The sequence below is a fragment of the uncultured Fibrella sp. genome, from assembly GCF_964250085.1.
GTDB lineage: Bacteria > Bacteroidota > Bacteroidia > Cytophagales > Spirosomataceae > Fibrella.
The window spans coordinates 188079-203627 of record NZ_CAXUEC010000003.1 but is presented as its reverse complement, the minus strand read 5'-3'; the positions used below and the strand labels follow the sequence as shown (position 1 = coordinate 203627).

The following is a 15549-nucleotide window of genomic DNA, read 5'->3' as shown; positions in this document are numbered from 1 at the left end:
TCTTTAAAAAATAAAATTTGTACTCAAGAAGACGGACTTGTGATCGCTCACGATCTCATTCAGAATTTCTTTATTCGCTGCCGTGTCTTTGGTTGCCACCGCCGAACGGATTGAGAAAGACCGGATCGCATCCTCGACCGACAGAGTGCCTTCGGCCGAATCTTTACGCCCCGTGAATGGAAACGTATCGGGACCACGCTGGCATTGCGCATTGATATTCACCCGGCTAACCAGGTTAACCAGTGGATCGATCAGGGCCGAAATGGCCGTTGTATCGGTCCCGAAAATGCTCGCCTGCATGCCGTGGTCGTCCGTAATCAGGTAATCGATGAACTCGTTTACCTCATCGTAGGCAACGACCGGCACCACCGGACCGAACTGCTCATCCCGGTAGAGTTTCATGCCTTCTTTCACCGGATAAACCACCGCCGGGCGGAACAGCGACGCTTCTGTTTGGCCCCCGCCTTCGTTCACGACGGCGGCTCCCTGCGCTACGGCGTCCTGGATGCAGTTGGTGAGGTAATCGATTTTGCCGGGTTCGGGCAACGGCGTTATCTGTACGCCGTCGGCCCAGGGCATGCCTGGTTTCAGGCTGCTCACTGCCGGACCGAATTTTGCCAGAAACTGATCGGCAATACTCCGGTGCGCCCAAATGATTTTGATGGCCGTACACCGCTGCCCATTGAACGACAGCGAGCCAAGGATGCACTCCTGAACGGCAACATCCAGATCGGCATCGGGCAGGATGATCGCCGCATTCTTGGCGTCCAGGCTCATCACCGACCGGAGCCGGTTTAGCTTGGGGTGCTGCCGCTGAAGTTCATCTGCCACCCGGCTCGACCCGATCAGTGTCAGTACGTTTACCTTACCCGACTGCATGACGGGCGGAATAACGTCGGCTCCACGGCCATACAGCGAATTGACGACGCCTTTCGGGAAACTCGTCCGAAACGCCTCCAGCAGCGGGTAATGGAGCAGTGAACCGTGCTTCGGCGTTTTAAACAGGATGGTATTACCCATCAGAATAGCCGGAATCAGCGTCGTATAGGTTTCGTTGAGCGGGTAATTGAACGGCCCCATCGACAGGACAACGCCCATCGGCGACCGGCGAATCTGCCCGATGATACCTTCCTCGATCCGAAACCGCGACGAGTTGCGGTCCATCGTTTTCAGCGCATCGATGGTATCGTAAATATACTTCACTGTCCGGTCGAATTCTTTGGTAGAATCGGCCAGGTTCTTGCCAATTTCCCACATGATGAGGTTAATCACCAGCGAGCGTTGGGCCAGCATTTTCCCGACAAAGGTTTCCATACAGGCAATCCGCCCCGCTACCGACATCTGAGGCCATTCTCCCCGCCCATTATCGTAGGCGGCCACGGCGGCGTCGAGGGCGGCCATTGCTTCGGCTGGTCCGGCTACCGGAAACGAACCGACTAGCTGCCGTTGCAACGTACCCAGAGTGTATGCGTCTGATGAAATGGGTAGGCAAACAGGCGAATACACGTCGGATACTTTGCCCGTCCAGGGTATCATTTCGCCGTTGAGCAGGTACTCGCGCTGGTGAATGGGTTCAATGCGATACTGCGCCGGAATTTGAGACAGATCGGTGGGGAAGAGGGTAGTCAGATCAGTGGAAGTCATCTTTCGTTGACATTTGTTCAGCCGCAAGTTTGCGTATTATCCTGACAATGACAGACCGGGCAGTAACAGACGTCAAAAAACAGCACTGATCAGCAAATCCAGGCGATGTACATTATTGATTTGTCACGTACCTGAAATCAAGGCATTACTACTGCCCAGCCACTCACCTGTACCTGATCAACAATCCACTCAGTATATATGTAAAGACAAACATTCACCGGACTAGCTCTATAGGCTACCTTTATCTTTCTTCATATGTTATTTTATTCGTTTTAAGTAGTGTCAGTCAGTTTCACTGCTCACAAGCGTAGTCCTTCTACTTGCAGACCCCTGGCTGATCTATCGGCTCCATAAGCCGAATTTACAAAATGCCGCACCTCAGTTTACATGTTCAGGCTATTCCCTCCCTTACTAAACGCGTGCTTCACGCCTCAGTCCGGCGGGTATCTGACCTGGTCCATTCCTTCCGGCAGCCCCAAAAATCGTTGCTCTTTCTGTATGATGGCCCTGCCAAACATTGGCCAGGAATGGGGCGGGTATTGTATGAGAAGGAGCCTGTCTTTCGCGCAACGACACAGGCATGCTGCCAATTTTTTCTGGACGCCACCGGCTACGACCTCCTGCCTGCTTTTGCAGGGCCACTTAGCGCGGATTTTTTTGCGGACGGAAAACAGGTCACCTTCACGAGCCTGACCATTCAACTAGCCCTGACTGATCTATGGGCAGAAAAAGGACTACTCCCCGACGCAACAGTTGGGTTGAGCCTGGGTGAGTTTGCCGCAGCGTACGCAGCGGGCGGGTTGACTCGCCAGGATGCCATGCGCCTGTGTGCAGCCTGGGAACTAGCCAGCCATGAAGAAGATAAAGACTACATCACGTTATCGATTGGCGTGTCTCTAGATCAGGCACAGCCACTTTGCCGAGCCTGCCCGGTTGGGTTATGGCCTACTCATGAAACTAGTGCAGACAGCGTAATCGTCATCTGCCGATCAGCCGATAAAGACCAGGCCACGGCTTTCCTGAATGAGAACACGATTGACTGGCACCAACCAGTTCCAGACCCGATTCGCCCGCTTCACACGGCGCTCCTTAGAAAGCACCATCAGCGCATCCGGGAACAGCTCAATCAGGTTACACCGCTCCCCTTGAGACGCGATTTTTATTCAGCAACAGCAGGCAAGCTAATTCCAAAACAGACTCTGATCGACACCAGTGTCTGGTACGAACTGATGTGTTTGCCCATTCTGACATACAGAACCATACAGGCTGCGTTACAGGGTCGTCAACTGGTGATAACCCATATTGGACTGCCTCTTCTGTTGACTGCTAACGCCCATAAGTCGGTTTTTAGCTGGCCAAATAACATTCAGCCAGTCGATTCAATAGATATCGGATCGGTTGAATTACATCAATTCCAAACCACTACCCGGCAATTGAAACGGCTACTTCGCAGGCGAAAACAACCCCGGTTGATCAGGGCACATAGAGCGATCAATATCTTGCCACGGCTACACCTGCTCGATTCGAACACGGTAAACAATGCACCAGCGGTATTTGCTTACCTGCGTCGGCAGCATCGTATCTGTTTTTTACCGCAGCATAAAGCGTGGCTCCTTCTTCATAACGAGGATGTGAACTACGTACGTCAACGGCCCGACCTGTTTTCTGACGTACCTGACCAGCTAGTTGCTCCGACTTTATGGAATACTAAACTACCCGACTATCCACAGGTACGTGCCCTGTTACAGCCTATGTTTACACCGCAGGCAATGGCCGATCTGGGAGAGTATATCACGAATGAAGTCAATCACCGGCTGGATGCATTGGTGGTCCGGTCATCGTTTGATTTTGTTGATGAACTGGCAATTCCTCTGGTTCAGTCGGTGATGGGCCATTTTTTGGGCCTAAGGCCAATGGAATCGGAATCGTTGCAGGCCACATTGACCGGCCATTTATACGACATGGGGTATCTCGCTGATCTGGAGCGCTATTTTCAATTTTATTTAAAGCAATTACCGGCACGCACTAGCAACCAGATGAGTGATCTACTCCTGGAACAGGTAAAAACTGGTCAGTTGTCATTCGATACGGCGGTGAGTCTGATGCAACTGATCTGGACCGCAGGTACGTCTATGGCTAGCATAATCCTGGTCAATCTGGTCAATGCACTGGTACGCCAGCCTCATCTTGCCGATCAGTTAAGGGCTAATGACGCGTTGATTCCTAACTTCGTGGAAGAAGGCCTTCGGCTTGATCCGCCCCAACCGATACGCTGGCGAACGGTGAGCCAGGATACAACCCTGGCCGGGCAACCCCTATCCAAAGGGAGCCGTATTATGAGTAGCCTGTTATCGGCCAACAGAGACCCACAGGTTTTTGTCGATCCAGACGAGTGGAACCTGAACCGTTCAGCAAAACAGAACATGGATTTTGGTGGTAGCCTCCATCATGGCATCGGTGCCAGTATTGCCCGGCTGGAAGCCCAGGTAGCTCTGAAAGTTATTTTGAATAGACTACCGAACATGCGCGTCGTTGACGAGCCACCCATCTACTTCGCCTCTGCCAGTCTGCGTGGTCTGGCCAAACTACCTATTGACCCCTCGTAACTGGTTGTACAGAGTACATTGGTTTGTGTTGTGACCCAGCGTTGACCGCTAGCGTAAACGCTCAGATGCCTGCCCGCTTGTCCCAGTAGCTAAAAAATGTCTACATATTCTATAGATTTTTGTTATTATTCCATTTTGGTAAGTGACCGACCGGTATTATGGCATACATTCAGGACAAAGATACAGTCAGAGCTAATTTCAAAGGTGCCCGCATTTTAGTAGTTGAGGACAATGATGACTACTGGCTATTAATTCGGCAGGCCATTGCCCAGGTTCTGCCCGAGGTATCGCCTATACGGGCCACCAGCTATGAGGAAACGCACGACCTGCTGGTTGAATGGGCACGGGATGAGTGGGAGATGCCCAAGCTTGTGTTGCTGGATTTGTACCTTCCCGAACGCAGCCAGGGTTGGAAGGTACTGGCTCACATCAGAGAGATGGACCCGCCGTTCAATCAACTTCCCGTTGTGCTGCTGAGCAGTTCCAGCGAGAACGCTGATATTACAGAGGCGTATAACAGAGGGGGTTCCGCCTATCTGGTGAAGCCCACCGTCTTTCCCGACTGGATCGAATATTTCAAGCAACTGCGCAGCTACTGGTGGGAAACGGTTACTCTGCCAACGATGCGGCCCTCTTTTTAACGTACCTGGCCGTTGCCAGTCTGTGCCATCCAGGTACGTTAGCAAGGAGCGTCTACAGTAACGCGTACTTCTCAACAGTATGTTAATTCGATAACTATGGTTATCAGTGAAATTCGGACTGATATTGAGACCGTTGAAAAAAACATTTCGCTCTGGAAGGAAATAAATTTTGCGAGCCGGATAGCCGCCCTGGATTTCCTTGAGTTTCACGTCATCGATCGCCTTGACGGGCTATGCCAACAGGCCAACCCACCAGCCGAATTGCTTGCTCTACAGCAGGCTGCGGAGCAGTTGAAGAACCAACTGGAAGCCATCGATATCGCCCTTTTCCGGCGATTGCGCGAAGCAATTCGACAGGGGCGTTGTTCGGGTGCAGCGCTACTACATCTGATTGATACGTACGTCGGGCGTTGCTCTGGTGGTCGGCAGGCGCAGCAGCAAATCGGCTACGATAACCTCGATCTCTTTACCAATAGCCTTTTTGATGGCCAAACCCTTCCGCAGGAAACCATTGAACGGGAGCCGCAGATGGTGCACTACCAAAAAACACCCGCCCGGGTCATTCTTGACCTGATCGAGCGAGCCCAGTTCACGGAAAAAGATGTTTTCTATGATTTGGGTTCTGGCTTGGGGCAAGTTTCACTGTTGGTCCATCTTCTCAGTGGAGTTACCGCCAACGGTGTAGAAGTAGAACCCGCTTATTGCGCGTACGCAAACGCATGTGCGGCCGATTTAAACGTACCCAACGTTTCATTCATTCAGGCAGACGCTCGAACCGCCAACTATGCCACCGGCACTGTCTTCTTCCTGTATACCCCCTTCGAGGGCCAACTCCTGCAAGACGTACTAAACAGATTACGGGCAGAATCGCAACGTAGACATATCAGGATTTTCACTTATGGACCGTGTACACGTCCCGTATCCCGGCAGAGTTGGCTGACAGCTATAGGTCAGACTGGTGTTGGTAATGAGCTATATAAGCTGGCTCACTTCGTGAGCGCTCCAGTCGTGGTAGGGTCTTGACGGTCCTTTTCAAACCAGAATCTGTAGCCGATTCCGTAAAACCTGCCTCTACTTAAAACAGGGGCGCAAGACGACCATGAGCGGCACTTTTCAGCACCGCTCATGGTCGTCTTGCATTATTTACAAAAATCGTTTTCATCTGATGTGACCAATAGCTTCACTTGACTAATCACACTTAAGTACATAAATATATTTACTTAGTACTTGCTTCCCTCAAGACGGCACTTGATCTTTGTCAGCAACAGGTAATGCTACCCTGTTTATAAAACAGTAACGCTCCTCCTAAATATGGGATCATCATTTTACCGTAAACTACTGGCGAGTTTATTGATCCTTTTTCTCAGCAGCCTATATGTAGTCAGCTTTATGCCATCATTGGTGAAAGCCTTTGTTATGGCTCGGGATAAATTTCCATCCAACCATCCATTTGCTTCTGATAAACTCCGGTTTGGCGATTTGTATGGCATTTCGTTCATCCCTACGTTTCGGATGCCATACCAGACCCATTCTCAAACGCTCGATTTGGCGGGCATTCAGCCAGGGAAGCCTTATAATCTATGTATTCTGGGAGATTCCTACAAAGGTGCTGCGCTGCTACAATCCTCAGCATTTACCCATGTTAACGAGCTTACATTGGGCGAAGTTGAGGGTATTCTGACCAACCAATTAACTGTACCAGATGCGCAGTATCAATCTGTACTTGTGCTTGAAACGGCAGAACGCTACGTCCGGGCTCGCTTAGGGTCAACGACAATAGACACTGCCCGACCCGTACCCGTAAGCCTTAACTCTTTGAGTTGGCTACAGCAGCAAAGCATGCGGCTTATTCGCGCTTTTTGCCGAGACTCCTCCACCGATCTGGAATACTTTGTTTTTGATTACGGTTGCCTAAGGCCACTCAAAGAGGCAAGGGCGGCTCTGGCTTTTCGTTACTTTGACCGGGTTCCAGATGGAGTTGGCATTTCGGCCAACAAACAGCACCTCTATCTTAAAGAAACGTTATTAGGCGAAAAAACCAGTTCATTCGCCGCCCTCGATTCGGTTGAGGTCGATAGCATTGTCGCCAATCTGAATCGGCTCAATCGGCGTGCCCTACAAAAAGGCTACAAGGCCGTTTATCTGTCTATCATTCCTAATCCCGTTTCAGTCATCGAGCCTACCAGGTCGGCCTACAATCATCTTATTGAACGAGTTGAACAACACCCCGCTCTTGAGATGGGTGTAATTAGTCTGTATGAGCGGTTTAGCAAGAATGGAGGTTATTACTATCATCCTTCTGATTCCCACTGGAACCAGGCTGGCATTGATGTTTGGGTAAGGAGCATGAACCACATAATTGACCCTAATCTCCCAATCAGTGCTCTTTAATTCGCTCCAGTTTCTGCTGTTTTTTACGATTGTCACTCTTGGCTATTACCAGTTAGGGTGGCAGGGGCGCTGGCGGTTATTACTGCTAGCGAGTTTGTATTTTTACATGGTTTTCAAGCCCGCCTACATCTTAATACTGGGCCTAACCATTGTCATTGATTACATCGCTGGTATCTGGATTGAGCGTACCTCAGGGTCCGCCCGGCGACGGCTACTGATTATCTCGCTAATTTCTAATCTGGGTATTCTTGCCTTTTTCAAATATCTCGGATTTTTTACTGAGAATATTGCTGGCTTGTTCGACCTCCTGAAGTTACCGCATCTGGCCGATCTACTAACCACTCTATCCAATCAGCTATTCATCAAGGTGCTTGTCGCCTTCGGTCAGAGCGATATAACAGCGTTTAAGGATAGCGTTATCAATATTTTGCCCATTGGCTTGTCGTTTCATACGTTTCAGGCTATGAGCTATACCATCGAGGTATACCGGGGTAATCAGAAAGCCGAACGCCATTTTGGGCTGTATGCCCTTTATGTTATGTTCTACCCGCAATTAGTTGCTGGTCCTATCGAACGGCCGCAGAACGTTTTACCGCAGTTTCACCAGTATTTTAACTATGATTTTGAGAATGTAAAGGCCGGACTTATGCAGATGGCCTTTGGTTTCTTTAAAAAACTGGTCATTGCCGACCGACTGGCTATGGTTGTCAGTAATGCATATAGTCACCCCGAGCAACACAACGGCCTGACACTGTTAGTGGCTACTTTCTTCTTTACGTTTCAAATTTATTGCGATTTCTCCGGCTACTCAGACATTGCCATCGGAGCCGCCCGCGTGATGGGATTCAACCTGATGGAGAACTTTCGCGCGCCTTATTTTGCTCAATCTATTTCGGAGTTCTGGCGACGCTGGCATATGTCACTTTCTACCTGGTTTCGGGATTACCTATACATCCCGCTGGGTGGCAGTCGTAGGGGAGAGGAACGGCAATACCTGAATCTATTTATTGTTTTTTTGGCGAGTGGTCTGTGGCACGGTGCAAACTGGACCTACATAATCTGGGGCGGCCTAAATGGTAGCTACCAGATTATGGCTGTACTGCGGGATAAAGGGTTAGCTCGTTTAGGATATATATCAGAAAACAGTCAATCGACTACAGCAGTCCGGGTCTTCACGAACCGGTTAACAACCTTCGTACTTATTATGCTCACGTGGGTATTTTTTCGGGCTATTACCGTGCACGATGCCTTCCTGATTTTATACCGAATTGCTACCTTATCCTTTTCCGACCCTGTCGTTACCTCGTTAAACAATATTGAAATGTGGTTTAGTGTTGGACTGATTGGTCTGCTATTGGTAAAAGAATATTACTACCAGACCATTCCAACCCGGCATTCTATCCGGTTTTACCTGTTAATGCTTTTGTTACTTGTAACGATCTATTTCTTCGGCGTCTTTACCTCAAATCAATTTATCTACTTTCAATTTTAATGAAGCTTGGCCCAACCCGGTCTATGCTTCCATATCTTATCTAATCAGGTTGCTACATTATTGATGTTAAAGCCTTTAAGAATAAACGACCACCCAATATTTTATCATGAGTGCATACTTATGCTAAAATATTGAGTGGTCGTTTATTTACACATAGCAGTCACCGCGACCAAAATCAGCTCATCACTCACGTGCCCGCTCTTCTTCCCGTCGTGCCCAATGACTTACCAGCGGTAGCCTCAATGTGGTCATAAAAAACATGCCTGGCCAAAAAGTGGTTACTCTTTATAATTATGGAACAGCCAAAAAGCAATATCATTCTGTTGGTCGACGATGATGAAGATGATCAGTTATTCTTCCGCGAACAACTCTATAAGCACGCTCCAACTTATCAAGTAATTTGCTTGTCAAATGGAGAAGAATTATTAGACGATTTGGCGCAATGCCGGGAGTTGCCGGAGTTGATTTTACTTGACGTAAATATGCCCCTCCTGGATGGGTTTGAAGCCTTGAGCCAAATACGAGCTGACGAGGCATATAAGCACATCTATATCGTCATGATAACGACTGCGGGCCGGGAGTTAGAAAGAAACAAAGCACTGTTTCTGGGGGCTAATCAGTTTATGGTCAAGCCAACGTCTATCAAGGAGTCTGACGAGCTTATGCAACGCTTATTGCAGCGGTGGAGAGACAGAGTTCAGGAAACAGAAACTTTCTTTTAGAAACTACGCTCGTGTGAGCCACCCCCATTTTCCGGCCCACTCAGAAGCTGAAAATCGGGCGGTCTGAAGCCTACATGGATTGAGCCACGCACTGACGACTAAAATTATCCACTATAGTTAAGGCTTAGGGAAGTTGGCAGGATGCAGAATACCCCTACTTACGCTGTTCTGCCTATTACTGATTGTCAGTGGATAAACCCCTCAGCACATTTGGCGAAGTGAGCGAAATACTAGATCAACGGTAAGGAGGTATCTGATTATAGGTCCCCACTGTATGCAGACGAGCAAAGCACTCATTGCAAGCTTTTACCTTATTCACTTCAGTAGGAATAAAAAAACCTCTGCAATTCGGTGATTAACAACGAATTACAGAGGTGTATTGTACCGGGTGCCGGACTCGAACCGGCATGTCCTTGCGAACAATGGTGTTTGAGACCATCGCGTCTACCGGTTCCGCCAACCCGGCAGGGTTAAACTCAGTAGTGTTCAGTTGAACGTGGGGCAAAAGTAGTGTTTACAGTCAGCAAAAGCAACATCTGCCTTTGAATTCAGTAGCAATAGGTGTGATCTGTCCATCTACGAAGTGGGCATATGGCCGTATCTTGCCACCATGACCAAGCTCTACTCAGACCTGGCGTATCTGTATGATGCGCTCTATCAGACGTTTATCGATTATGACGCCGAGTTTAGTCTCTACCAGCACTGTTTTAATTCAGACACGACAAATACTGTACTTGAAATTGGTTGTGGTAGTGGGCACCTGGCAAATCGGTTTGTAGCTGCCGGGTACGAGTATGTAGGCGTCGACATCAGTTCTCAAATGCTCAACCTTGCCCGGCAGCGATGCCCGACAGCCCATTTCGAGCAGGCCGATATGCGGACGCTTCAACTCGGCCGAACGTTCGACGCCGTACTCATTACCGCCCGGAGCCTGAGCTACATCCTGACAAATGCTGATGTGCTGGGTACGTTCCGGCAGTTGGCCGAGCACCTTACTCCCACAGGTACGTTGCATTTTGATTTCATCGACGCGGGTTCGTTCATGAAAACCCTGAATCCGGATGCGGTGGTCGAACATCGGGCAGTATATAATGGACAGACGTACCTGAGGCAGAGCCGGTATGCACTCCAACTCGCTACTGGCTTTACCTGGAACTGGCATTCCGAATTTTACATCGAACAACCCGGACAGCCGTTACAAGCAGTTGCTGATGACGATGCTACCCTGCGCGCTTTTCTGCCCGACGAAATCCGGCTGCTTCTGCAACTGGCGGGTATATCGATTTTAAATGAGCAACGACAGCCAACGTATGCATTTGATACGTGGGTGTTTTCGGCCAGGAAATGAGGTTTAACGTTCAAGGTCTAAAGGCCAGCGTGCTCCGCCCGTCGACGACTTGTCTATGAGCGGAGCACGCTGGCCTTTAGACCTTGAACGTTAAACGTCAAACCTTAAAACTTGATATTCAGGTTCGCATTGAACGTTGTGCCCAACTGGCTAAACTGCGAGCCGTTGTAGCCAAGAATATCATACCGGCCGCTGAAGCCCAAATCACCACGCAGGCGAGCTTTGGCAGCCGCATCGTTCGTTACTTTAGCGCCCTCAGCATCCATCGCAATCAGGTCCCACTGGGGAAGCACGTTAAAGATATTGTTGACGTTGATGGTTCCCGTCACACTTTTGCTGAACGTATAGCCAACGCTCAGGTCAGTAACGGCAGCAGGAACAAACGTAGCCTTGATATGCTCCATAACCGACCCACCATTGTCCAGATCCTGGAATGAGGTTGAGCCAAACAGGGTGCTGTTCAGGTTGAAATTGAATTTTCCAATGCCGTAGTCGCCACCGAAGATTACTTTATAGCGGGGCCGGCTCTCAGTCAGCAGAGATTTGATCTGCGTGTTCAGAATTGTTGCCCCAGCGGCTTTGATCGGCGCGGGATCAATCGGTGTTCCTACGATCTCGTTCTGTAACGTGAAGTTACCGGCCACATTCAGCCCCAGTTTACCGCCACCCAGTATGATGTTCCGGTATGAAACCACCGCATCAAGCCCCGAATTGGTGGTCTCGATCCCGTTGATGAAGAACTGAATGCTGGTTACCCCATACTGGTTCAAAATCTGGCCAAGCGCACTCGCTTTATCCGACGAACTGATTGACGAGCTGTATACAATCCGGTCTTTCACGTTGATCCGGTAGTAGTCAAGTGTGATGCTGAAATCTTTCGTTGGGTTCAGCGCAACGCCCAGCGTGAGGTTGGTCGACTTTTCTGGCCGCAGTTGCGGAATACCTAACTGACGGGCCTGCGAGCTACGGTTATTGAAAAGTCCTGATGACTGAATCAGACCACCGGCAAAAGATGCCTGAATCGACTGTGCGTAGATCTGATGCAGCGTTGGTGCCCGAAAACCCGTTGAATACGAAGCCCTCAGCACGATTTTATCGTCGGCCAGTTTATAGCGGGTAGAGAACTTGTAGACGTTTGCACTACCGAAATCGCTGTAGCTTTCGGTACGAAACGTACCGTTGAGCAGGAAGTCTTTCGTCACATCATAGCTCACATCGGCGTAAGCACCAATGTTGAAACGCTGATTGGTGCCCGCACTTAGCGGGTTGATACCCGGAAACGAGTTTGACCCTTCGCCTGTATAGGATGCTTCATCGCCGGCGATGATCGTGTATTTCTCCTGGCGTGCTTCCATCCCGAAGGCAATACCCAGTTGATCGCTCACCTGCTTCGACACGTCGACGTTGCCTACGATGTGACCAAACTCATAACCACCGGGTTTAAAACGCGTTGGACTTGCTTTGCCTAATGACCGGTTCACGGTGTTGTCGACGGTGTAGGACTGTGCATTATAGCCTGTTGTCAGGCTCACATCATGTTTCCATCCGTTTGTTTCCCCTTTAATGCCCAATGTTGCATTGTTGTCGACCATGTCGCCCTCGAATGTAGGTACGTAGCCAATGTAGCCTCTGTAGAGGTCAACATTATCTTCGGTCGGGAACGCCAGTGTGGCCTGAGTCAGGTAATTTTTACCCCCATTGTCGGTGACGCTATGTAAGAGGCCGCGATCCTGACGCCAGTAGGCCGGCCGGTAATTGGCGAAGCTCGATACCCGCTTCACAACCATCGCTGCATTGCCGTAAAGATCAAGTTTAGGGCCAATGGATAGGCCGCCGTTGATGAGGAATCGAGCCGCCGCCGTTTCACCGGTACCGTTGATGTTATTGGCTGTTGGATAATCTCTCAGGTACGTTGTGATCAACGCATTCTGCGCGGCACTACCGCCGAAAGCAGCGATTTCAGAAGGTGCATAAATTGTACCTGACCGAACCGCACTGTTCTGCTGCTGTAAATCGAGCGTGTAGTTCACGAATCCTTTACCAGCCAGGTTCGAGCCACCGTTGAAGGCAACTTTATACATGCCGCCATCACCTTTCGAGGTAAGCCCCGCGTTGATATCCAGACTGGAGTAGTCGAATTTGTCTTTCAGGATGATGTTGATAACACCCGCGATAGCATCAGAACCATACTGGGCCGACGCGCCATCGCGCAGGATTTCGACCCGTTTGATCGCCTGCGTTGGAATAGCCGAAATGTCGACACCCGTTTCACCACGACCTGGCGAAAACTGTACGTAAAGCAGTGAGCTAAGGTTTTTACGCTTTCCGTTGATTAGAATCAAGGTCCGGCTTGGCCCCATGTTCCGAAGCTCCCAGGGGTCAAGCAGGGTGGTGGCGTCGTTTACGGGGGTGTTCACCGTGTTGAACGAGGGCACCCGGTACTGCATCGACTTATCGAACGTGGGTTGACCGGTTGTCTTTAAGTCGGCGGCCGAGAGAATATCGACCGGCACAGGGGAGTCAATGATGGAACGCTGTGAGGCCCGACTGCCTACTACAACCACTTCCGAGAGGATGGCCGCCGATGGCTCCAACTGCACATCGAGCATGATTTCACTACCGGCTACGGTCACCGATTTGGTGGTTGTATTGAAGCCAATGAATGAATAGCTGATCTTGTACGATCCGTCAGCTACTTTTAATGAGTAATTTCCGCTAGCGTCGGTAGAAACACCGGTGTTTGTGCCAGCAATTACAACCGAAACGCCGACTAAAGGCTCCTGTTTATCGTCTTTAACAGTGCCTTTGATGAATTGCTGGGCTAAAAGGCTTCCAGCAGTGCTGACTAAGAGCAGTACGGTAGACAGTAGAAAACTACTGATTTTGTAACTTTTCAACATAGATTATTTGGGTAAATTGTAAAACTGAAAAACAGTTAACTACCCCTAAATAAGTTTACGAAATCCGCTTAACCTATACCCATGTTGTTTTTATCGCTTTAATATACGTTTAATGACAAAGGTTATAATTATAATACAAATACTTAACCGATAACTAAGTATTTATACTAAAATATAACCTTTCTTGCCTACAATCAGTACGAACCAGGTGTCGCTTTTTTATCCATACCGCAAGGCATCGATTGGATCGAGTTTGCAGGCACGAATAGCCAGATATATTCCAGAAAACCGGGTGCCTCAGGGTACAACGATGCGAAACTGCGCGGGGCCATTGGCACCCTCCACTACCAGCACATATACCCCACTGTTGAGGCCACCCACCGAGAGCTGCCTCAACAGCCCCGGCTGTTCCTGACTGGCTGCTACCCGCCCCTGCACGTCCACGAGGCGGTAACGCTGGTAGGCAATGGCCGGTTCGATCTGCATCAGCCCATTGGCACCAGCGGGGTTGGGAAACAGCACCATCGGCTGGTTTTCCCGGCTCAGGGCAATGATTTTGTGGAGGGTGCGGGTGCCGTTGTAATCGGTCTGGGTGAGGCGGTAGTAGTTGATGCCGGGCAGGGGCTGGGTATCGGTGAAGCTGTAGGTGAGCAACGTACCTGAGTTGCCACCGGGGGCCTGGCTGGGTACGTTGCCAATGACCTCGAAGCTGAGGTCCGGGCCGACGTTCCGGTCATGGCTGCGCTCGATGCTGAAGCGGGCGTTATCTTTTTCGGTGGCCGTGGCCCAGTTCAGCAACGCCCCCGCCGCAGTCATGCGCCCGTCGAAGTAGCGTAGACTCACGGGCAGGGCCGCGTCGTAGGGTGAGGTCATTACCCGGTTGCCTGTGCCATTAATCGCCACGGCCACAAACAACCCGTTACCGTAGGTGACCGAATACCAGAAATTATTTACGGCAGCGGAGTGGGCGATCCAGGTGATGCCATCGCGCGAGGTCATCACCCGGTTTGCGCCCCCATCAGCCACGGCTACAAATAGCCCATTGCCGTAGGTAAGCGAATTCCAGGAGCTATTTACGGCAGCGGTGCGGGCGGTCCAGGTGATACCATCGGGCGAGGTCATCACCCGGTTTGCGCCATTAACAGCCACGGCCACAAACAACCCGTTAGCGTAGATGACGGAATACCAGCTACTATCAGCAGCCGAGGTACGGGAAGTCCAGGTGATACCATCGGGCGAGGTCATTACCCGGTTGCCTGTGCCACTGGAAGCCACAGCCACAAACAACCCGTTACCGTAGGTGACCGAATACCAGAAATTATCAGCGGCCGAGGCGCGGGCGGTCCAGGTGATGCCATCGGGCGAGGTCATCACCCGGTTGCCCGTACCACTGGAAGCCACAGCCACAAACAACCCGTTACCGTAGGTGACCGAATACCACAAATTATCAGCGGCCGAGGTGCGGGAAGTCCAGGTGATACCATCGGGCGAGGTCATTACCCGGTTGCCTGTGCCACTGGAAGCCACAGCCACAAACAACCCGTTACCGTAGGTGACCGAATACCAGTTATTATCAGCAGCCGAGGTGCGGGCGGTCCAGACAGACTGGGCGGTAGCGGCGGGCGGGGTGGCCAACCACAGCAGCAGTAGCAGGGCCGTCTGGCAGGTGGCCCGGTGCAGTAATTGAATGGCAGCCAATGCCGCCAGAGGTAAAAATAGTAGTTGTTTTTTCACACGATGAAAATTGTGGGGCAGTAACTGACAGAAACAGATGCAACAACCGTTCTTGGCTTATCGGTTGGCCG

The 15549-nt window shown here is 50.4% G+C and carries 10 protein-coding genes and 1 tRNA gene; 7 read left to right on the top strand and 4 right to left on the bottom strand.

The features are described 5' to 3' along the window. Positions 1–3: 3 nt before the first annotated feature. Complete coding sequence (locus tag ACFE8Q_RS10330) at positions 4–1644, bottom strand: NADP-dependent glyceraldehyde-3-phosphate dehydrogenase (RefSeq protein WP_375445310.1); 1641 nt, start codon at positions 1642–1644, stop codon at positions 4–6. A gap of 419 nt (positions 1645–2063) precedes the next feature. Here ACFE8Q_RS10330 and ACFE8Q_RS10325 point away from each other — a divergent pair, with 419 nt between their 5' ends. From ACFE8Q_RS10325 to ACFE8Q_RS10300, 6 genes are all read left to right on the top strand, one after another. After that, positions 2064–4250 carry a cytochrome P450 gene (locus ACFE8Q_RS10325; protein ID WP_375445309.1) on the top strand — a complete coding sequence of 729 codons (2187 nt, stop codon included), beginning with the start codon at positions 2064–2066 and terminating at the stop codon, positions 4248–4250. 158 nt (positions 4251–4408) lie between these two features. Beyond that, positions 4409–4891 (top strand): response regulator, encoded by a 483-nt coding sequence (locus ACFE8Q_RS10320; RefSeq protein ID WP_375445308.1) that lies wholly within the window; start codon positions 4409–4411, stop codon positions 4889–4891. Positions 4892–4987: 96 nt separating this feature from the next. Beyond that, a complete protein-coding gene (locus tag ACFE8Q_RS10315) occupies positions 4988–5914 on the top strand; it encodes a hypothetical protein (RefSeq protein WP_375445307.1) in 927 nt (308 codons plus the stop codon). Between the two features lie 327 nt (positions 5915–6241). Beyond that, a complete protein-coding gene (locus ACFE8Q_RS10310; RefSeq protein ID WP_375445306.1) occupies positions 6242–7282 on the top strand; it encodes a hypothetical protein in 1041 nt (346 codons plus the stop codon). Beyond that, entirely contained in the window at positions 7272–8774 is a 1503-nt protein-coding gene (locus ACFE8Q_RS10305) for an MBOAT family O-acyltransferase (RefSeq protein WP_375445305.1), read from the top strand. The genes ACFE8Q_RS10310 and ACFE8Q_RS10305 overlap by 11 nt, the downstream gene beginning before the upstream one ends. Positions 8775–9067: 293 nt before the next feature. Next, on the top strand, positions 9068–9496 hold the full coding sequence (locus tag ACFE8Q_RS10300; protein WP_375445304.1) for a response regulator: 429 nt from the start codon (positions 9068–9070) through the stop codon (positions 9494–9496). A gap of 382 nt (positions 9497–9878) precedes the next feature. Here ACFE8Q_RS10300 and ACFE8Q_RS10295 read toward each other — a convergent pair. After that, a tRNA-Leu gene (locus ACFE8Q_RS10295) sits at positions 9879–9962 on the bottom strand. A 144-nt stretch (positions 9963–10106) separates the two neighbouring features. Between ACFE8Q_RS10295 and ACFE8Q_RS10290 the strand changes: the two genes are divergently transcribed. Next, entirely contained in the window at positions 10107–10844 is a 738-nt protein-coding gene (locus ACFE8Q_RS10290; RefSeq protein ID WP_375445303.1) for a class I SAM-dependent DNA methyltransferase, read from the top strand. A 104-nt stretch (positions 10845–10948) separates the two neighbouring features. On the opposite strand, the gene ACFE8Q_RS10285 is transcribed toward ACFE8Q_RS10290, so the two are convergent. Together ACFE8Q_RS10285 and ACFE8Q_RS10280 are read right to left on the bottom strand one after the other, a co-directional pair. After that, positions 10949–13744, bottom strand: a complete 2796-nt coding sequence (locus tag ACFE8Q_RS10285) for a TonB-dependent receptor domain-containing protein (protein WP_375445302.1) — start codon at positions 13742–13744, stop codon at positions 10949–10951. 297 nt (positions 13745–14041) lie between these two features. Further along, positions 14042–15478 (bottom strand): T9SS type A sorting domain-containing protein, encoded by a 1437-nt coding sequence (locus ACFE8Q_RS10280; RefSeq protein WP_375445301.1) that lies wholly within the window; start codon positions 15476–15478, stop codon positions 14042–14044. Between the last annotated feature and the right edge of the window lie 71 nt (positions 15479–15549).